The sequence below is a fragment of the Streptomyces sp. NPDC088794 genome (assembly GCF_044750545.1).
GTDB lineage: Bacteria > Actinomycetota > Actinomycetes > Streptomycetales > Streptomycetaceae > Streptomyces.
Genome location: NZ_JBIVKB010000017.1, coordinates 118,213 through 136,835, shown reverse-complemented (window position 1 = coordinate 136,835; position 18,623 = coordinate 118,213). Strand labels below are relative to the sequence as shown.

Below are 18,623 nucleotides of genomic sequence, written 5' to 3'. Positions count from 1 at the left end.
TGTGTCCCACCATCGGCGGTTGACCAGAGCGTCCGGAGGTCTCATGTCACCCGGTCGACATCTGGGCGGGGCCCCGCACGGGTGAGCGGGAAGCGGTAAAGCCGCAGGTTAGCGCAGCCTTTCCTTGCTGGTGGGCGGGAATGGGCGTGTGTATCTTTGGCGTTGTTCAAGAGTGGAACGTGTCTAAAGTTAGCTTTGGCTTAGCTTGCTGGGGAGATTCGCGCATGGCCATCATCGAGACCGAGGCCGCCCTTCATGAGGCGCACCGTGACAACCACACGCACCGGGATGTGACGGGAGGGTGGCTGCGGCCCGCCGTGTTCGGGGCCATGGACGGGCTGGTGTCCAACCTCGCGTTGATGACCGGTGTCGCCGGTGGGTCCGTCGGGCATCAGGCGATCGTCCTCACGGGGCTGGCAGGGCTTGCCGCCGGCGCCTTCTCCATGGCCGCCGGGGAGTACACGTCCGTGGCGTCCCAACGCGAGCTTGTCGAGGCCGAGTTGGACGTGGAGCGCAGGGAGCTGCGGAAGCATCCGCAGGATGAGGAGGCCGAGTTGGCCGCCCTGTACGAGGCGCGAGGGGTCGACTCCCACCTTGCGCGGGAGGTGGCGCGGCAGCTCTCTCGTGATCCCGAGCTTGCTCTTGAGATCCATGCTCGCGAGGAGCTCGGCATCGACCCGGGGGATCTGCCCTCGCCTGCGGTTGCGGCCGTGTCGTCGTTCGGGGCCTTCGCGCTGGGGGCCCTGCTGCCCGTACTGCCGTATCTGCTCGGTGCGACCTCGCTGTGGCCTGCGGTGCTGCTCGCGCTGGTCGGGCTCTTCGGGTGTGGGGCCGTGGTGGCTCGGGTGACGGCCCGGAGCTGGTGGTTCAGCGGGCTTCGGCAGCTCGCTCTCGGGGGTGCCGCGGCCGGTGTGACGTACGCCCTGGGCGGGTTCTTCGGGACGGCCGTAGGATAGGGGGACCGCTAGGTATGCGGACTGACGCATAAGTAGCCGTTACTAGCTGGTTTCGAGTGCTTAACCACCGGGCATGAGCCGTAAGCGCTGCGGGCAATGAGGCCTGTCGCGCATCCGTGAGGTGGGCGACGTAGCCCTCCTCGCGCCCGGACCGACGGGCATCGATCTGTCCGCTCGGGTCCCCTACGGCTTCCGTCGCTGGGCCCGGTACCCCCACCGCGACCCCGTGACGTCCGCATGTTGGGACGTAGTATCCAGTTCCCGAGAACCGCCCCATCATGTAACCTGCACGAAATTTTGCACTCCGCAGAGGGCCAACGTCGTCCCTCGGCACTATGCATATGCCACTTGAGACGACGACGGGAGAGCCGATGCGTACGCCGCGCCAGCCGTCCCAGCATTCCGAGAATGGCCAGAACTGGTCCTTCATGGATGCTCGCCCTGCTGCGCAGGGTATGTACGACCCCCGCAACGAGCACGACGCGTGTGGCGTCGGCTTCGTGGCCACCCTCACCGGCGAGGCGTCCCACACCCTGGTCGAGCAGGCCCTGACGGTCCTGCGCAACCTCGAGCACCGCGGCGCCACCGGCTCCGAGCCCGACTCCGGCGACGGCGCCGGCATCCTGTCCCAGGTCCCCGACGCGTTCTTCCGCGAGGTGGCCGGATTCGAGCTGCCCGAGGCGGGCGGCTACGCGGTCGGCATCGCCTTCCTGCCGGAGGCCGGCCTCCAGGACGCCGTCTCGCGGATCGAGACGATCGCGGCCGAGGAAGGCCTCACCGTGCTCGGCTGGCGCGATGTGCCGGTCGCTCCCGAACTGCTCGGTGCCACCGCCCGTTCGACGATGCCCGCCTTCCGGCAGATCTTCGTCACCGACGGCGCGTCGAAGGACATCGTCCTGGACCGCCGGGCCTTCGTGCTGCGCAAGCGCGCCGAGCACGAGGTCGGGGTCTACTTCCCCTCGCTGTCCGCGCGGACCATCGTCTACAAGGGCATGCTGACCACCGGCCAGCTGGAGCCCTTCTTCCCGGACCTGTCCGACCGCCGCTTCGCCTCCGCGATCGCGCTCGTGCACTCCCGCTTCTCCACGAACACCTTCCCGTCGTGGCCGCTGGCCCACCCGTACCGCTTCGTGGCGCACAACGGTGAGATCAACACCGTCAAGGGCAACCGCAACTGGATGGCGGCCCGCGAGTCGCAGATCGCCTCGGATCTCTTCGGCGACAAGGGACTCGAGCGCGTCTTCCCGATCTGTACGCCGGACGCCTCCGACTCGGCGTCCTTCGACGAGGTGCTCGAACTCCTGCACCTGGGCGGCCGTTCACTGCCGCACTCGGTGCTGATGATGATCCCGGAGGCGTGGGAGAACCACGACTCCATGGACCCGGCCCGCCGCGCCTTCTACACCTTCCACTCCACGATGATGGAGCCCTGGGACGGCCCGGCCTGCGTCACCTTCACCGACGGCAAGCAGGTCGGCGCGGTCCTCGACCGCAACGGCCTTCGCCCCGGCCGCTACTGGGTCACCGACGACGGTCTGGTCGTCCTCGGCTCCGAGGTCGGCGTCCTGGACATCGACCCGGCCAAGGTCGTCCGCAAGGGCCGCCTCCAGCCCGGCCGCATGTTCCTCGTCGACACCGTCGAGCACCGCATCATCGAGGACGACGAGATCAAGGCGGAGCTCGCCGCCGAGAAGCCGTACGCCGAGTGGATCGAGGCCGGCGAGATCGAGCTGGGCGACCTGCCCGAGCGCGAGCACATCGTCCACACCCACGCCTCCGTCACCCGCCGCCAGCAGACCTTCGGTTACACCGAGGAGGAGCTGCGCGTCATCATCGCGCCGATGGCCAAGGCCGGTGCCGAGCCGATCGGTTCGATGGGTACGGACTCGCCGATCGCCGCGCTGAGCGAGCGCCCGCGGCTGCTGTTCGACTACTTCACCCAGCTGTTCGCTCAGGTCACCAACCCGCCGCTGGACGCCATCCGCGAGGAGCTCGTGACCTCGCTGCGTTCCTCCCTCGGGCCCGCGAGCAACCTCCTGGAGCCGACGGCCGCTTCGTGCCGCAGTGTCACCCTGCCCTTCCCGGTGATCGACAACGACGAGCTGGCCAAGCTCATCCACGTCAACGCCGACGGCGACATGCCCGGCTTCAAGGCCGCGACCCTCTCCGGTCTCTACCGGGTCTCCGGCGGCGGCGACTCCCTCGCCGCGCGCATCGAGGAGATCTGCGCCGAGGCCGACGCGGCCATCGAGAACGGCGCCCGGCTGATCGTCCTGTCGGACCGCCACTCCGACGCCGAGCACGCGCCGATCCCCTCGCTGCTGCTCACCGCGGCCGTCCACCACCACCTCATCCGCACCAAGCAGCGCACCCAGGTGGGCCTGCTGGTCGAGGCCGGTGACGTCCGCGAGGTCCACCACGTGGCCCTGCTGATCGGCTTCGGCGCCGCCGCGGTCAACCCGTACCTGGCGATGGAGTCCGTCGAGGACCTGGTCCGCGCGGGTACCTTCCTGCCCGGCATCGAGCCCGAGCAGGCCATCCGCAACCTGATCTACGCGCTCGGCAAGGGCGTCCTGAAGGTCATGTCCAAGATGGGCATCTCGACCGTCGCCTCCTACCGCGGCGCCCAGGTCTTCGAGGCCGTCGGTCTCGACCGGGGCTTCGTGGAGACGTACTTCAGCGGCACCGCCACCAAGATCGGCGGCGTCGGCATCGACGTCATCGCCAAGGAGGTCGCCGCCCGGCACGCGAAGGCGTACCCGGCGAGCGGCATCGCGCCCGCGCACCGCGCCCTCGACATAGGCGGCGAGTACCAGTGGCGCCGCGAGGGCGAGCCGCACCTGTTCGACCCGGAGACGGTCTTCCGCCTCCAGCACTCCACGCGTGCCAACCGCTACGACATCTTCAAGAAGTACACGGACCGCGTGAACGAGCAGTCCGAGCGCCTGATGACGCTGCGCGGTCTGTTCGGCTTCAAGAGCGGCCGCGAGCCGATCTCCGTCGACGAGGTCGAGCCGGTCTCCGAGATCGTCAAGCGCTTCTCCACCGGCGCCATGTCCTACGGCTCCATCTCGCGCGAGGCGCACGAGACGCTGGCCATCGCCATGAACCAGCTGGGCGGTAAGTCCAACACCGGTGAGGGCGGCGAGGACGCGGACCGGCTCTACGACCCGGCCCGGCGCAGCGCCATCAAGCAGGTCGCCTCCGGCCGCTTCGGTGTCACCTCCGAGTACCTGGTCAACGCGGACGACATCCAGATCAAGATGGCGCAGGGCGCCAAGCCCGGCGAGGGCGGCCAGCTGCCCGGCCACAAGGTCTACCCGTGGGTTGCCAAGACCCGGCACTCGACGCCGGGTGTGGGCCTCATCTCGCCGCCGCCGCACCACGACATCTACTCCATCGAGGACCTCGCCCAGCTGATCCACGACCTGAAGAACGCGAACCCGCAGGCGCGGATCCACGTGAAGCTGGTCTCCGAGGTCGGTGTCGGCACGGTCGCCGCGGGTGTCTCCAAGGCGCACGCGGACGTCGTCCTCATCTCCGGGCACGACGGCGGTACGGGTGCCTCGCCCCTGACCTCGCTCAAGCACGCCGGTGGACCTTGGGAGTTGGGGCTCGCCGAGACCCAGCAGACCCTGCTGCTCAACGGACTTCGCGACCGGATCGTCGTCCAGACCGACGGCCAGCTGAAGACCGGCCGTGACGTCGTCATCGCCGCGCTGCTCGGCGCCGAGGAGTTCGGTTTCGCGACCGCGCCGCTCGTCGTCTCCGGCTGCGTCATGATGCGCGTCTGCCACCTCGACACCTGCCCGGTCGGCATCGCCACCCAGAACCCGGTGCTGCGCGACCGGTTCGCCGGCAAGGCCGAGTACATCGTGAACTTCTTCAAGTTCATCGCCGAGGAGGTCCGCGAGATCCTCGCGGAGCTGGGCTTCCGCACCATCGAGGAGGCCGTCGGCCAGGCCGGCACGCTCGACGTCGAGCGCGCCGTGAACCACTGGAAGGCGCAGGGCCTGGACCTGGCCCCCCTCTTCTACGTGCCCGAGATGCCCGAGGGTGCCGCGCTGCACCAGGTCATCCAGCAGGACCACGGCCTGGAGAAGGCGCTCGACAACGAGCTGATCAAGCTCGCCGCCGACGCCCTGGCCGCGTCCAGCGCCACCGACGCCCAGCCGGTGCGCGCGCAGGTCGCGATCCGCAACATCAACCGCACGGTCGGCACGATGCTCGGCCACGAGGTGACGAAGAAGTTCGGCGGGGCAGGGCTGCCCGAGGACACCATCGACATCACCTTCACCGGCTCGGCGGGCCAGTCCTTCGGCGCCTTCCTGCCGCGCGGTGTCACGCTGCGCCTGGAGGGCGACGCCAACGACTACGTCGGCAAGGGCCTCTCCGGCGGCCGGGTCGTCGTCCGTCCGGACCGGGGGGCCGACCACCTCGCCGAGTTCTCGACGATCGCGGGCAACACCATCGCGTACGGCGCGACCGGCGGCGAGCTGTTCCTGCGCGGTCGTACCGGCGAGCGGTTCTGTGTCCGCAACTCCGGTGCCACGGTGGTCTCCGAGGGCGTGGGCGACCACGGCTGCGAGTACATGACCGGCGGTCACGCGGTGGTCCTCGGCGAGACGGGCCGCAACTTCGCGGCCGGCATGTCCGGTGGCATCGCGTACGTCATCGACCTGAACCGCGACAACGTCAACGTCGGCAACCTGGGCGCGATCCAGGAGCTGGACGACGCGGACAGGCAGTGGCTGCACGACGTGGTGCGCCGTCACCAGGAGGAGACCGCGTCGACGGTCGCCGAGAAGCTGCTGGCCGAGTGGGACACCGCGGTCGAGCGCTTCACCAAGATCATCCCCAGTACGTACAAGGCAGTGCTCGCCGCCAAGGACGCCGCCGAGCAGGCGGGACTCTCCGAGTCCGAGATCACCGAGAAGATGATGGAGGCGGCGATCAATGGCTGACCCGAAGGGCTTCCTGAACCACGGGCGCGAGGTCGCCAAGTCCCGTCCCGTCGACGTACGGCTGAAGGACTGGAACGAGGTCTACGTCCCCGGCTCCTTGCTGCCGATCATCAGCAAGCAGGCCGGCCGGTGCATGGACTGCGGCATCCCGTTCTGCCACAACGGCTGTCCGCTGGGGAACCTCATCCCCGAGTGGAACGACTACGCCTACCGCGAGGACTGGTCGGCCGCGCAGGAGCGCCTGCACGCGACGAACAACTTCCCCGAGTTCACGGGCCGGTTGTGCCCGGCTCCGTGCGAGTCGGCGTGTGTGCTCGGCATCAACCAGCCGGCCGTCACCATCAAGAACGTCGAGGTCTCGATCATCGACAAGGCGTGGGAGACCGGTGACGTCGCCCCGCAGATCCCCGAGCGGCTGTCCGGCAAGACCGTCGCCGTCATCGGCTCGGGCCCGGCCGGCCTCGCCGCCGCCCAACAGCTCACGCGGGCCGGCCACACGGTCGCCGTCTACGAGCGCGCGGACCGCATCGGGGGGCTTCTCCGGTACGGCATCCCCGAGTTCAAGATGGAGAAGCGGCACATCAACCGCCGTATCGAGCAGATGCGCGCGGAGGGCACCCGCTTCCGGACCGGCATCGAGATCGGCGTCGACCTCAAGGCGACCGACCTGAAGAAGCGCTACGACGCCGTCGTCATCGCCGCCGGCGCCACCACCGCCCGTGATCTCCCGGTCCCGGGGCGGGAGTTGACCGGCGTCCACCAGGCGATGGAGTACCTGCCGCTGTCGAACAAGGTCCAGGAGGGCGACTACGTCACCTCCCCGATCTCGGCCGAGGGCAAGCACGTCGTGGTCATCGGCGGCGGCGACACCGGCGCCGACTGCGTGGGCACCGCCCACCGTCAAGGCGCCGCCTCCGTCACGCAGTTGGAGATCATGCCCCGCCCGGGCGACGAGCGGAACCCGGTCTCCCAGCCGTGGCCGACCTTCCCGATGCTCTACAAGGTGACGTCCGCGCACGAGGAGGGCGGCGAGCGGGTCTACTCCGTCTCGACCACCCACTTCGAGGGCGACGAGGACGGCAACGTCCAGTGGCTGCACCTCACCGAGGTCGAGTTCGTCGAGGGCAGGCTGACCCCGAAGCCGGGCACCGAGCGCAAGATCCCCGCCCAACTGGTCACCCTCGCCATGGGGTTCACCGGCACCGACCGGGACAACGGCCTGGTCGACCAGTTCGGCCTGGACCTCGACGAGCGCGGTAACATCGCCCGCGACGCCGACTTCCAGACCAATGTGCCCGGCGTCTTCGTCGCCGGTGACGCCGGCCGCGGCCAGTCGCTCATCGTGTGGGCGATCGCCGAGGGCCGCTCGGCCGCCCGCGGCTGCGACCGGTTCCTGGCCGGCGCGAGCGACCTGCCGGCGCCGATCCGCCCGACGGACCGGTCGTTGATGGTCTGACGGTTCATCAAGAAACGTCCGTACAAAGGCGTACGGAGCACTGACGGCGTCTGCCCGACAAGTCCCCGACCGGACCCAAGGGCAGGCGCCGCCGCGTTGTCCCGCCGCAGCGCCGACCGCGCGCCCGTCAGGGCACCTTGTACGTCTCCCCGTACACCTGCCACGTCAGCGGGGTCTTCAGGGCCAGGTTGCCGTCGTACAGGAACCGCCGCTGCTCCGTGTCGACGCGGGAGGTGTCGAGGCCGGGGCTCTTGGCCTTCATGGCGGCGCGGCGGATGTCCAGGAAGATGTCCAGGTACGCCCTCTCCGAGCCGCCCTGGGCGGGGGTGTCCGCCTCGCGGATCGCGCGCTCGCGCAGGCCGTGGAAGCTGGTCGCGTCGTCGCCCGGGCCGTGGAAGACCATGGCGTCGTAGTAGATGAACTGGCCCAGGGTGCCCAGGCCGTCGAGCTTGGCCTCGCGGACCGCCGGGTCGAAGTAGACGCGGTCGCGCTCCTCGTCCTGGGCCGCGCGGAAGGCGGGCAGCTTCGCCTCGGCCTTCCAGGCGGCGGTGAAACCGGGGTCCAGGCCCTCGTGCGAGTCCGTGCCGTCGACCTTGCGCAGGGCGGGGAGGTAGCCGGCCAGGCCGTTGCCCGGATGGGTCTTCGTGTAGCGCTGGACCAGGGTGAGCAGGTCGTGGGTGCCGGTGCAGAAGCCGACGAGGCCGGCCGTGTAGCCCTGGCCGTCGCCGATGTCCTCGATGTAGCCGTAGGCGCTGCGCCAGTCGAGGGTCGAGTTCTCGGCGCTCGCCACCAGCTGCTGGGCCAGCTCCTTCTTCGCGGGCGCGGCGAGCCCCGGGGGCAGGCCGGCGAGCGCCCTGTCGTCCTGCGAGGCGGCGGCGGAGGGGTTCTTCGACGCGCCGTCGGAGGTGCCGGAGGTGTCCCCGGGCAGGAAGTAGAACCCCGCCGCGAGGGCCACGGGGACCGCCGCGAACAGGAGGAAACCGGCACGTCTCATGACGCACAGATTAGGCCAAGGTATGTGAGCCACTCGCGCCCAGGTCGCTCACACGGTCAGTTCCGCGACCCTCGCCAGCGACAGGACCACCAGCAGTGTGAGCAGTGCCACGCACGCGCCCGCCTGGACGAAGGGGCGGCGCCGGTCGCGTGGGGCGTAGGCGAAGGCGACCGTGACCAGGCTGCCGGCCAGCAGACCGCCGAGGTGGCCCTGCCAGGAGGTGAGGCCGGCGGAGATCAGCAGCCACAGCAGCAGGCCGGCCATGAAGCGGTTGACGCTCGCCATGTCGGCGCCCAGCCGGCGGGCCATGACGTAGTAGGCGGCGCCGAGCCCGAAGATCGCGCCGGACGCGCCGAGGGTGGGGGTGTCCGGGGCGATCAGCAGCACCAGGACCGAGCCGCCGAGGGCGGACAGGAGATAGAGGGCGAGGTAGCGGACCCGGCCGAGCTGGGCCTCGACGACCCGCCCGATGTTCCACAGCGACACCATGTTCATCACGATGTGCAGGATCCCGAACGACCCACCGGTGGGCGGCAGATGGAGGAATGCGCCGGTGAGCAGCCGGTACCACTCGCCGTCCACGACACCCTCGGCGTGGAAGGTGCCGGGGTACACCGCCTGCCACACGTAGTGGCCGCCGTCGGGCCCGACCAGACCCCGGCCCAGCATCTCGAACCGGTCCACGACCGCGGGCCGCGCCACCTCGGCCACGTAGGCGAGCACATTGAGCGCGATCAGTACGTACGTCACCAGCGGCACCGTCGAGATCCGGCCACCGAACGCCGTCCGCGGCTCACGCACCGACCGCGCGCCCTCGCGTACGCACTCCACGCACTGGTGGCCGACGGCGGCCTCCCGCATGCAGTCCGGGCAGATGTGCCGCTCGCAGCGGGTGCACCGGACGTGGGACTCCACCTTGGGATGGCGATAGCAGGTGGTGACGGCGGACTCGGAATCCACGGCCGGCTCCTCGGACAGGGGTTGGACGGAGGGTGGGGAAGGGGGTGGGACGGAAGGGTGGGGCGGAAGAGCGAGCCGGTTGGGGCGGCGGCGAACAAAATATCGAACGCCGGGGGTGATCAGGAAAACGGGTCGGCCGGCCGGACGGGCCGCACGCACCGTTGGCTAAGTCCCCCGCCCGTGCAACCCTGATGTCGATCCGACGGGGAGGCTGCTGCATGGACGGGGCGCGATCGGTCAACGGGGCTGCGGAGACGGGTGGTTCGGCCCGTCGAAGCGCGGCCGGGAAGGGCGAGAAGCTCGCCGACTGGGCCGACGGACGGCTCGGGCTCTACGGCCTGGCCAAGGCCAACATGCGCAAGGTCTTCCCGGACCACTGGTCCTTCATGCTCGGCGAGATCTGCCTCTACAGCTTCATCATCCTGATCCTGACCGGCATCTATCTCACCCTGTTCTTCGAGCCCAGCGGCGTCGAGGTCGTCTACCACGGCTCGTACGAGCCCCTCAACGGCGTCGTCATGACCCGGGCCTACGAGTCCTCGCTCGACATCAGCTTCGATGTGCGCGGCGGGCTGCTGATCCGGCAGATCCACCACTGGGCGGCCGTGGTCTTCATCGCCGGCATGCTCATCCACATGATGCGGGTGTTCTTCACCGGCGCCTACCGCAAGCCGCGCGAGGTCAACTGGATCTTCGGCTGGACCCTGTTGATGCTCGGCATCATCACCGGCCTGACCGGCTACTCGCTCCCGGACGACCTGCTGTCCGGCACCGGCATCCGCTTCGCCGACGGTGCGATCCTGTCGATCCCGATCGTCGGCACGTATCTGTCGATGTTCCTGTTCGGCGGCGAGTTCCCGGGGCACGACATCATCTCGCGGCTCTTCCCGGTCCATGTCCTGCTGCTGCCCGGGATCATGCTGGGCCTGGTGGTCGCCCATCTGATCCTGGTCTTCTACCACAAGCACACCCAGTACCCGGGGCCGGGACGCGACCAGAAGTCGGTCGTCGGCATGCCGTTCCTGCCGGTCTACATGGCGAAGGCGGGCGGCTTCTTCTTCCTCGTCTTCGGCGTCCTGACGATCATGGGCGGCATCGCCAGCATCAACCCCGTCTGGGCCTTCGGCCCCTACCGGCCCGACCTGGTGACGACCGGTGCCCAGCCCGACTGGTATCTCGGCTTCTCCGAGGGGCTGATCCGGGTGATGCCGGGATGGGAGATCAGCGCCTGGGGCCACACTCTCGTGCCGGGCGTCCTGATCCCCTTCTCGCTCTTCCCGCTGATCCTGCTCGCCCTCGGCGTCTACCCGTTCGTCGAGGCGTGGATCACCGGCGACAAACGCGAGCACCACATCCTGGACCGGCCGCGCAACGCGCCCGTGCGCACCGGCCTGGGCGTCGCCTGGCTCAGCCTGTACGGGGTGCTGCTGATCGGCGGCGGCAACGACATCGTGGCCACGCATCTGCACCTGTCCATCAACGCGATCACCTGGTTCGTGCGGATCGGCTTCTTCGTGGTGCCGGTGCTGGCCTTCCTGATCACCAAGCGGTTCTGCATGGGGCTGCAACGGCGCGACCGGGACAAGGTGCTGCACGGCCGGGAGACCGGGGTCATCCGGCGGCTGCCGCACGGGGAGTTCGTCGAGGTGCACGAGCAACTCCCGCAGGACCAGCTGCACACCCTCACCCAGCACGAGCAGGACCCGGCCTACGAGATCGGCCCGATGGTCGACGCCAACGGTGTACGGCGACAGGTCACCGTCTCGCAGCGGGTACGGGCCCAGCTCGCCCGGGCGATGTTCGGGCCCGAGTCACGGATCCCGAAGCCGACGCCGGAGGAGTACAAGGAACTCACCAGCGGCGACCACCACCACTGAGGATTCACCAGCGGCGACCGCCGCCGCTGAGCACCGTCTCCCGGCACTCGGTGGGGCCGCCCCAAGCGGTGCGCAGCGCTCGGGCCTTGGTGAGCCAGAGGGAGAGGTCGTACTCCGCGGTGTAGCCGATCGCGCCGTGCAGTTGCAGTGCCGTACGGGCGGTCGTGTACGCCGCCTCGCAGGCCGCGACCTTGGCGGCGGCCACGTCGGCCGGGTCCAGGGTGAGCGCGGCGCCGAACACCAGGGGGCGCGCGAACTCCAACGCGATCTTGGCGTCGGCCAGTTGGTGCTTGACCGCCTGGAACGACCCGATGAGGACGCCGAACTGGAGCCGCTGCTTGACGTAGGCGACGGTCCGGTCGAGCAGGGCGAGTCCGACCCCGAGGGCCTGGGCGGCGGTGGCGAGCCGGGCCCAGGTGAGGGCCTCGCCGAAGTGCGCCTCCGCGCGCAGGAGTTCACCGCCGGTGGCGGGCAGGGTCAGCCGCCGTGCCGGGTCCAGCGAGGCGCGTACGGGGCCGTGGCCGGGGGCCAGGCGCAACTCGCCGTCGGTCAGGGTGAACAGCGCGGTCGCCGCATCCCCGTCCAGCGCGTACCCGCCCGCCGTGGCGAGGGTGGCCACGGTCTCGCCCGAGGCCAGCGCCGGCAGGTACCGCTTCGCGGGGCCCGGTTCGGTCAGCAGGGCCGCCGCCGTCACCGTCTCCACCAGCGGCCCGGGCACCGCGTGCCGCCCCAACTCGACGAAGGCAACGGCCAGTTCGACAGGTCGCGGCCCCAGACCCTCGTACGCCTCCGGCACCGCCAGCGCGAACACGCCCGCCCCGGCGATACGGCCCCACAGGTCGAAGCCGCGCGTGTGGTCGCCGGCGCTCCAGGACCGGATCGCCGACGGGGTGTCCGCGGACGCCAGCATCGAGTCCAGGGAGGCCGCGAACGCGCGCTGTTCCGTGTCGAGCAGGAAGCGCATCAGCGGCGTCCCTTCGGCAGGCCGAGCAGGCGCTCGGCGATGATGTCGCGCTGGATCTCGTTCGTGCCCGCGTAGATGGGTCCCGCGAGGGAGAAAACGTACCCCTCGGCCCACTCGTTTTCCGTCAACTCGCCCTGCTCGCACAGGAGATCGAGTGCCGTCTCGTGCAGCGCGATGTCGTACTCCGACCAGAAGACCTTGTTCAGACTGGACTCCGGGCCGAGGGACTCGCCGTCCAGGAAGCGGGAGGCGTGGGCGTAGGTGAACAGGCGGTAGGCGCGGGCGCCGATCACCGCGTCGGCCACCCGGTCGCGCATCGCCTCCGGGGCGCCCTGCGCCTGCCACAGCCGGTGCAGCCGTCCCGCGCCGGCCAGGAAGCGGCCGGGGGAGCGCAGCATCAGCCCCCGCTCGTTGCCCGCCGTCGACATGGCGATCCGCCAGCCCGCGCCCGGCTCGCCGATCACGTCCTCGTCCGGCACGAACACCTCGTCCAGGAACAGCTCCGCGAACGCCGGCTTCCCGTCCAGGCGCCCGATCGGACGGACCGTGACGCCGGGTGCGCGCAGGTCGAACATCAGGTAGGTCAGGCCCTGGTGCGGCTTCGGGGTGTCCGGGTCGCTGCGGAACAGGCCGAACGCGCGGTCGGCGAACGCGGCCCGCGAGGACCACGTCTTCTGCCCGCTCAGCAGCCAACCCCCGTCCGTGCGCACGGCCTTGGACCGCAGGGAGGCCAGATCGGACCCGGCCTCGGGCTCCGACCAGGCCTGCGCCCAGACGGTCTCGCCGGTGGCCATGGACGGCAGCACGCGCGCCCGCTGCTTCGCCGTGCCGTGGTCGAAGAGGGTGGGCGCGAGCAGACTGATCCCGTTCTGCCCGACCCGGCCCGGCGCGCCCGCCGCCCAGTACTCCTCCTCGAAGACCAGCCAGGAGATCAGGTCGACGCCCCGGCCGCCGTACTCCACCGGCCAGTTGACGACCGACCAGCGGTCCGCGGCCAGTTCGGCCTCCCACGCGCGGTGCGCGGCGAAGCCCGCCTCGGTCTCCAGGGACGGCAGAGCGGTGCGCGGCACATGGTCCGCGAGCCACGCCCGGGTCTCGGCGCGGAAGGCGTCCTCGTCCTGCGTGAAGGCGAGATCCATGGGCTGCCATCCTTCCCTAACAAGTGTTTGGTAGGTTAGCGTGGCCCTATGACAGGCGTCGAGAGTCCCGCGTACGAGCCGGGACACGGGCTGCTGGCGGGGCGGTCCGCGGTCGTCACGGCCGCCGCCGGAGCCGGCATCGGGGGCGCCACCGCCCGACGGTTCCTGGAGGAGGGCGCGCGCGTGCTGATCAGCGACGCGCATGTGCGCCGGCTCAAGGAGCACGAGGCCGAGCTGGCCGGGGAGTTCGGGGCGGACGCGGTCACCGCACTGCCGTGCGACGTGACCGACGAGGGGCAGGTCACGGCCCTGTTCGAGACGGCCGTACGCGCGCACGGGCGGCTGGACGTCGTCGTCAACAACGCGGGTCTGGGCGGGACTTCGGACCTCGTCGACATGACCGACGAGCAGTGGGGCCGGGTCCTGGACGTCACCCTCAACGGCACCTTCCGCTGCACCCGGGCGGCCCTGCGGCTGATGCGCGAGGCCGGCGCCGGGGTCATCGTCAACAACGCCTCCGTGGTGGGCTGGCGCGCCCAGGCAGGCCAGGCGCACTACGCGGCGGCCAAGGCGGGCGTGATGGCGCTGACCCGCTGTGCGGCGATCGAGGCCGCGGCGTACGGGGTGCGGGTGAACGCGGTCTCGCCGAGCCTGGCCATGCACGCGCACCTGGCGAAGGTGACGACGCCCGAGCTGCTGGAAGAGCTCACCGCGCGCGAGGCGTTCGGGCGGTACGCGGAGCCCTGGGAGGTGGCCAACGTGATCGTGTTCCTCGCCTCCGGCTATTCCTCGTACATGACCGGCGAGATCGTCTCCGTCAGCAGCCAGCATGCGTAGCGGCATGAGGGGCCGGGGCTGTGGCACGACAATGGTCGCGTGCCGACCAAGAAGAAGCCCCAGGTGACCGCCGCTCCCGCGCGCCGCCGCGAACTCCTCGACACCGCCGCCGAGGTCTTCGCCGAGCAGGGCTACAACGCCACCACCGTACGCAAGATCGCGGACCACGCGGGCATGCTCGCGGGCAGTCTCTACTACCACTTCGACTCCAAGGAATCGATGCTGGAGGAGATCCTGCGGACCTTCCTCGACGAGCTCTGGAGCGGCTACGACGCCGTCCTGGACGCCGAGTCGGGGCCCCGCGAGACGCTCGCGGCCCTGGTCACCGAGTCGTTCCGGGAGATCGACCGGCACCGCGCCGCCGTCGCGATCTACCAGAAGGAGAGCAAGCAGCTCGTCGCGCAGGAGCGGTTCGCGTTCCTCGCCGAGTCGCAGCGCAAGTTCGAGAAGGCGTGGCTGTCCACGCTGGAGAGAGGGGTCGCCGCTCAGGTGTTCCGGGCCGACCTCGACGTCCGGCTCACCTACCGGTTCGTGCGCGACACGGTGTGGGTGGCCGCGTCCTGGTACCGGCCCGGCGGACAGCACAGCCCGGAGGAGATCGCCCGGCAGTACCTGTCGATGGTGCTGGACGGGATCGCCGTACGCACATAGCTCGTCACGCGCACCACTCGTAGCACTCACAACTCAAGGGCGAGTCTGGGGAGTTGGCATGGCCGAGGCCTACATCGTCGAAGCGGTCCGGACGCCCGTCGGGCGGCGCAAGGGAGGGCTGAGCGGAGTCCACCCGGCCGACCTCGGGGCGCATGTGCTCAAGGAGTTGGTCGCGCGGTCGGGTGTCGATCCGGCCGCCGTCGAGGACGTCGTCTTCGGGTGCCTGGACGCGGTGGGGCCGCAGGCCGGGGACATCGCGCGGACCGCCTGGCTGGCGGCCGGGCTCCCCGAGGAGGTGCCGGGTGTCACGATCGACCGGCAGTGCGGATCCTCGCAGCAGGCCGTGCACTTCGCGGCGCAGGGCGTGCTGTCCGGCACCCAGGACCTGGTGGTCGCGGGCGGTGTGCAGAACATGTCGCAGATACCGATCGCCTTCGCGACCCGGCAGGCCGCCGAACCCCTCGGCTTCACCCAGGGCCCCTTCGCGGGCAGCGAGGGCTGGCGCGCGCGGTACGGGGAGCGGCCGGTGAACCAGTTCGCCGGCGCCGAGATGATCGCCGCGAAGTGGGGGATCAGCCGGGAGGACCAGGAGGAGTTCGCGCTCCGCTCGCACCGGCGCGCGCTGTCGGCCATCGACGAGGGCCGCTTCGAGCGGGAGACCGTCGCCTACGGCCATGTCACCGTCGACGAGGGCCCGCGCCGGGACACCTCCCTGGAGAAGATGGCCGGACTCAAGCCGGTCCTCGACGGCGGCACCATCACCGCCGCCTGCTCCTCGCAGGTCTCCGACGGGGCGGCGGCGATGCTCCTCGCCTCGGAGCGGGCGGTACGGGAACACGGACTGACCCCGCGTGCGCGCGTCCACCATCTCTCCGTGCGCGGCGAGGACCCGATCCGCATGCTCTCCGCGCCCATCCCCGCCACCGCCCATGCCCTCAAGAAGACCGGCATGACCATCGACGCCATCGACCTCGTGGAGATCAACGAGGCGTTCGCGCCAGTGGTGTTGGCCTGGCTGAAGGAGACGGGCGCCGATCCCGACCGGGTCAACGTCAACGGCGGCGCGATCGCCCTCGGTCACCCGCTCGGCGCGACCGGCGTCAAGCTGATGACGACCCTGCTGCACGAACTGGAGCGCACGGGCGGTCGGTTCGGCCTGCAGACCATGTGCGAGGGCGGGGGACAGGCCAACGTGACGATCATCGAACGGCTCTGAGCCGTTCCGTCACCTCGTCCGCCTCCTTCATGATCCGGTCCACCAGCTCCGCGCACGTGGGCAGGTCCCCGATCACCCCGGCGACCTGCCCGGACGCCATCACCCCGAGGTCCGTACGGCCGTCCACCATCGCCGACTTGAGCAGCATCGGGGTGTTCGCGGCGAGCAGCACCTGGCTCCAGGTCAGCTCCTTGCCGTGCTTCATGGCGAGTCCGTCGCGCACCAGTTGCCGCCAGGTGAGCCCCGACAGCTTCCGGAACCCGGCCGCCCGACGGACGGCGTGCGACAGGGCTCGCGCGCGGCCCGAGTTCTCCAGGGAGTCCACCAACTCCGTGCGCAGCATGCGGTGCGGCAGGCCGTCCACCGCCGTGGTGACGGTGACGTCCTTCACCGTCGCCGCCAGATACCGGGCCTTCACCGCGTCCGGCACGGTCGAGTCCGAGGTCAGCAGGAACCGCGTGCCCATGGCGACCCCGGCCGCCCCGTAGGCCAGCGCGGCGACCAGACCGCGCCCGTCGAAGAACCCGCCCGCCGCCACCACCGGGATGTCCACCGCGTCCACAACTTGCGGCAACAGCACGGTCGTCGCCACCTCGCCGGTGTGCCCGCCGCCTTCACCGCCCTGCACGATCACGGCGTCCGCGCCCCAGGCCGCGACCTTCTCGGCGTGCTGCCGGGCCCCGATCGAGGGGATCACGACCACGCCCGCCGCCTTCAACTCGGCGATCAGCTCGGGGGAGGGCGCGAGGGCGAAGGACGCGACCCGGACGCCCTCCTCGATCATGATCCGCACCCGGTCGCCCGCGTCCGACGCGTCGGCCCGCAGATTGACCCCGAAGGGCGCGTCCGTACGGGACTTGACCTCCCGGACCGCCTCGCGCAGCCGGTCCGTGGTCATGGTCGCGGAGGCGAGGATGCCGAGCGCGCCCGCGTTCGCCGTCGCCGAGACCAGCCGTGGGCCCGCCACCCAGCCCATCCCGGTCTGCACGATCGGATGCCGGACCCCGACGAGCCGGGTGAACGCGGTCTCCCTCACGAACCGACCTCCCTGGCCCGGGAGCCGGCCGGGTCGATGTCCTCGCGGATCAACCGCAGCTCCTCGGCGGTGGGTTCACGGGTCGCCGGGACCTCGTCCGGGAGGGTCAGTTCGAAGCCGGTCGCCTCCCTGACCTGCTCCACCGTGACGCCCGGGTGCAGGGCGGCGAGTCGCATCGAGTGGTCCGGAGTGGCGAAGTCGAAGACGCCCAAGTCGCTGACGACACGAGGGATACGGTGGTGGCGCGCGCCGTCCGCATGGTCGTAACCGACTCCGCAGACCATGTCGACCTTCTCCACGAAGACCCGCCGGGAGTGCTTCGGGATCCAGTAACTGGTCGGGTTGTTCAGGGTGTTGATCGGCGCTCCGCGCACCCCGAGCAGCTGCCGCTTCGGCCGCTCCCAGTCGCCGATGCACGAGATGTTCTGGTTGCCGAACCGGTCGATCTGGCTCGCGCCCATCATCACGTGCCGCCGGCCGCTCGCGACCATGGTCAGGTGCTGCCGGTACGGCAGCCAGCCCTCGGGCGTCCCGTCCGGGCGGACGATCGTCGCCTCGCCGTCGGTCAGCAGCAGATCGGGCGAGAAGGTGAGCCGGGCCAACCGCGCCCCCACGGACGGGATCAGGCCCATCGGGCTGGCCAGGATCTCCCCTCCGTCGCGCCAGGCCTCGGCGCAGGCGATCACGCAGTACTCGGCGCGGGTGGGCGGGGGCAGCTGGGTGCGGATGACGGTCATGAGCCGGTCCCCTCGGGCGAGGTCTCGGGCGAGGTCTCGGGCGAGGCGAGGTACCGCTCGGCGAACTCCGGCCAGGGCGTGGTCGCGTACTCGCGTTGTGCGGCCTCGTCCCGGCCGTAGTCGGGAGCGCAGGAGGTGAAGTGCGCGCCGCCGGGGGCCTCGACCACGCCGGTGACGGTGTGCCGTTTGATCAGCAGCGACTGGGGCGGTGCCTCCTTCGTCAACTCGGCTGTGTCGACGACCCGTTCGCACGACAGGTACGCCGCGTCCGCCGCTTCGCAGAACAGGTCGTCGAAGTACGGGTCCGGGCCCAGGTACTGCCCGTTGCCCAGCCGGTCGGCGCGGTTGACGTGCACCAGGGCGGCGTCCAGGCGCAGGGCGGGCATCGCCACGAACGTCTCACCGTCCTCGTACGGTGAAGTCACCGTCCGCAGGCCGGGGTTGACCCGCATCACGTCCGAGCCGAGACCGGCCCGCACCGGCAGGAACGGCAGCCGGTTCGCCGCCGCGTGCAGGCCCCACATGAACATCGCCTCGTCGACCTCCGTCAGCTCGAAGGCGCCACGCTCGCGTGCCGCGCGGTAATTGGGCTCCAGCGGGATCGAGTCGAGGGTGACGAAGGCGGCGACCAGCTTGCGGATCCGGCCCGCCGCCGCGAGCATGCCGACGTCCGGGCCGCCGTACGAGACGACGGTGAGGTCGGTGATCTCCGAGCGGAGCAACGCCCGTACCAGGGCCATCGGTTTGCGGCGGGAACCCCAGCCGCCGATGCCGAGGGTCATGCCGCTCTCCAGGCGGGAGACAGCCTCCTCGGCGGTCATCGTCTTGTCGCTCAC

Annotated in this window: 14 protein-coding genes; 7 read left to right on the top strand and 7 right to left on the bottom strand. The window is 70.4% G+C overall.

The window, feature by feature from the left end; genetic code table 11:
• The first annotated feature begins 224 nt into the window (after positions 1-224).
• From ACIP6U_RS38240 to ACIP6U_RS38230, 3 genes are all read left to right on the top strand, one after another.
• On the top strand, positions 225-956 hold the full coding sequence (locus ACIP6U_RS38240; RefSeq protein WP_401727311.1) for a VIT1/CCC1 transporter family protein: 732 nt from the start codon (positions 225-227) through the stop codon (positions 954-956).
• 371 nt (positions 957-1,327) lie between these two features.
• Positions 1,328-5,920: a glutamate synthase large subunit gene (gltB, locus tag ACIP6U_RS38235; protein ID WP_401727310.1), complete on the top strand. Its 4,593-nt coding sequence runs from the start codon at positions 1,328-1,330 to the stop codon at positions 5,918-5,920.
• Positions 5,913-7,376: a glutamate synthase subunit beta gene (locus ACIP6U_RS38230; RefSeq protein WP_401727309.1), complete on the top strand. Its 1,464-nt coding sequence runs from the start codon at positions 5,913-5,915 to the stop codon at positions 7,374-7,376. The genes gltB and ACIP6U_RS38230 overlap by 8 nt, the downstream gene beginning before the upstream one ends.
• A gap of 127 nt (positions 7,377-7,503) precedes the next feature.
• Here the strand turns inward: ACIP6U_RS38230 and ACIP6U_RS38225 are convergent, their stop codons facing one another.
• Together ACIP6U_RS38225 and ACIP6U_RS38220 are read right to left on the bottom strand one after the other, a co-directional pair.
• Complete coding sequence (locus ACIP6U_RS38225; RefSeq protein ID WP_401727308.1) at positions 7,504-8,370, bottom strand: chitosanase; 867 nt, start codon at positions 8,368-8,370, stop codon at positions 7,504-7,506.
• Positions 8,371-8,418: 48 nt separating this feature from the next.
• Complete coding sequence (locus ACIP6U_RS38220; protein WP_401727307.1) at positions 8,419-9,330, bottom strand: rhomboid family intramembrane serine protease; 912 nt, start codon at positions 9,328-9,330, stop codon at positions 8,419-8,421.
• 218 nt (positions 9,331-9,548) lie between these two features.
• Between ACIP6U_RS38220 and ACIP6U_RS38215 the strand changes: the two genes are divergently transcribed.
• Positions 9,549-11,207 (top strand): cytochrome bc complex cytochrome b subunit, encoded by a 1,659-nt coding sequence (locus ACIP6U_RS38215; RefSeq protein ID WP_401727306.1) that lies wholly within the window; start codon positions 9,549-9,551, stop codon positions 11,205-11,207.
• A 4-nt stretch (positions 11,208-11,211) separates the two neighbouring features.
• On the opposite strand, the gene ACIP6U_RS38210 is transcribed toward ACIP6U_RS38215, so the two are convergent.
• Both ACIP6U_RS38210 and ACIP6U_RS38205 read right to left on the bottom strand, forming a co-directional pair.
• Positions 11,212-12,171 (bottom strand): acyl-CoA dehydrogenase family protein, encoded by a 960-nt coding sequence (locus tag ACIP6U_RS38210; protein WP_401727305.1) that lies wholly within the window; start codon positions 12,169-12,171, stop codon positions 11,212-11,214.
• Positions 12,171-13,310: an acyl-CoA dehydrogenase family protein gene (locus ACIP6U_RS38205; protein ID WP_401727304.1), complete on the bottom strand. Its 1,140-nt coding sequence runs from the start codon at positions 13,308-13,310 to the stop codon at positions 12,171-12,173. Before ACIP6U_RS38205 ends, ACIP6U_RS38210 begins: the two co-directional genes overlap by 1 nt.
• A 48-nt stretch (positions 13,311-13,358) precedes the next feature.
• Between ACIP6U_RS38205 and ACIP6U_RS38200 the strand changes: the two genes are divergently transcribed.
• The 3 genes from ACIP6U_RS38200 to ACIP6U_RS38190 are packed head-to-tail and all read left to right on the top strand — an operon-like array spanning position 13,359 to position 16,014.
• On the top strand, positions 13,359-14,147 hold the full coding sequence (locus ACIP6U_RS38200) for an SDR family oxidoreductase (RefSeq protein WP_401727303.1): 789 nt from the start codon (positions 13,359-13,361) through the stop codon (positions 14,145-14,147).
• A 39-nt stretch (positions 14,148-14,186) separates the two neighbouring features.
• On the top strand, positions 14,187-14,798 hold the full coding sequence (locus ACIP6U_RS38195; protein WP_401727302.1) for a TetR/AcrR family transcriptional regulator: 612 nt from the start codon (positions 14,187-14,189) through the stop codon (positions 14,796-14,798).
• 58 nt (positions 14,799-14,856) lie between these two features.
• Positions 14,857-16,014 (top strand): acetyl-CoA C-acetyltransferase, encoded by a 1,158-nt coding sequence (locus ACIP6U_RS38190; RefSeq protein ID WP_401727301.1) that lies wholly within the window; start codon positions 14,857-14,859, stop codon positions 16,012-16,014.
• On the opposite strand, the gene ACIP6U_RS38185 is transcribed toward ACIP6U_RS38190, so the two are convergent.
• Genes ACIP6U_RS38185 through ACIP6U_RS38175 form a run of 3 tightly spaced genes read right to left on the bottom strand, consistent with a single transcriptional unit; the run spans position 15,998 to position 18,623 of the window.
• Complete coding sequence (locus tag ACIP6U_RS38185) at positions 15,998-17,050, bottom strand: NAD(P)H-dependent flavin oxidoreductase (RefSeq protein WP_401727300.1); 1,053 nt, start codon at positions 17,048-17,050, stop codon at positions 15,998-16,000. The two genes, ACIP6U_RS38190 and ACIP6U_RS38185, sit on opposite strands and share 17 nt — an antisense overlap.
• Positions 17,047-17,787, bottom strand: a complete 741-nt coding sequence (locus tag ACIP6U_RS38180) for a CoA-transferase subunit beta (RefSeq protein WP_401727299.1) — start codon at positions 17,785-17,787, stop codon at positions 17,047-17,049. The genes ACIP6U_RS38185 and ACIP6U_RS38180 overlap by 4 nt, the downstream gene beginning before the upstream one ends.
• Positions 17,784-18,623, bottom strand: a complete 840-nt coding sequence (locus ACIP6U_RS38175; RefSeq protein WP_401727298.1) for a CoA transferase subunit A — start codon at positions 18,621-18,623, stop codon at positions 17,784-17,786. The genes ACIP6U_RS38180 and ACIP6U_RS38175 overlap by 4 nt, the downstream gene beginning before the upstream one ends.

Coding starts and splice junctions, on each gene's coding strand:
- ACIP6U_RS38240 (WP_401727311.1), top strand. CDS start 225: ATGGCCATCATCGAGACCGAGGCCGCCCTTCATGAGGCGCACCGTGAC.
- gltB (WP_401727310.1), top strand. CDS start 1,328: ATGCGTACGCCGCGCCAGCCGTCCCAGCATTCCGAGAATGGCCAGAAC.
- ACIP6U_RS38230 (WP_401727309.1), top strand. CDS start 5,913: ATGGCTGACCCGAAGGGCTTCCTGAACCACGGGCGCGAGGTCGCCAAG.
- ACIP6U_RS38225 (WP_401727308.1), bottom strand. CDS start 8,370: ATGAGACGTGCCGGTTTCCTCCTGTTCGCGGCGGTCCCCGTGGCCCTC.
- ACIP6U_RS38215 (WP_401727306.1), top strand. CDS start 9,549: ATGGACGGGGCGCGATCGGTCAACGGGGCTGCGGAGACGGGTGGTTCG.
- ACIP6U_RS38210 (WP_401727305.1), bottom strand. CDS start 12,171: ATGCGCTTCCTGCTCGACACGGAACAGCGCGCGTTCGCGGCCTCCCTG.
- ACIP6U_RS38205 (WP_401727304.1), bottom strand. CDS start 13,310: ATGGATCTCGCCTTCACGCAGGACGAGGACGCCTTCCGCGCCGAGACC.
- ACIP6U_RS38200 (WP_401727303.1), top strand. CDS start 13,359: ATGACAGGCGTCGAGAGTCCCGCGTACGAGCCGGGACACGGGCTGCTG.
- ACIP6U_RS38190 (WP_401727301.1), top strand. CDS start 14,857: ATGGCCGAGGCCTACATCGTCGAAGCGGTCCGGACGCCCGTCGGGCGG.
- ACIP6U_RS38180 (WP_401727299.1), bottom strand. CDS start 17,787: ATGACCGTCATCCGCACCCAGCTGCCCCCGCCCACCCGCGCCGAGTAC.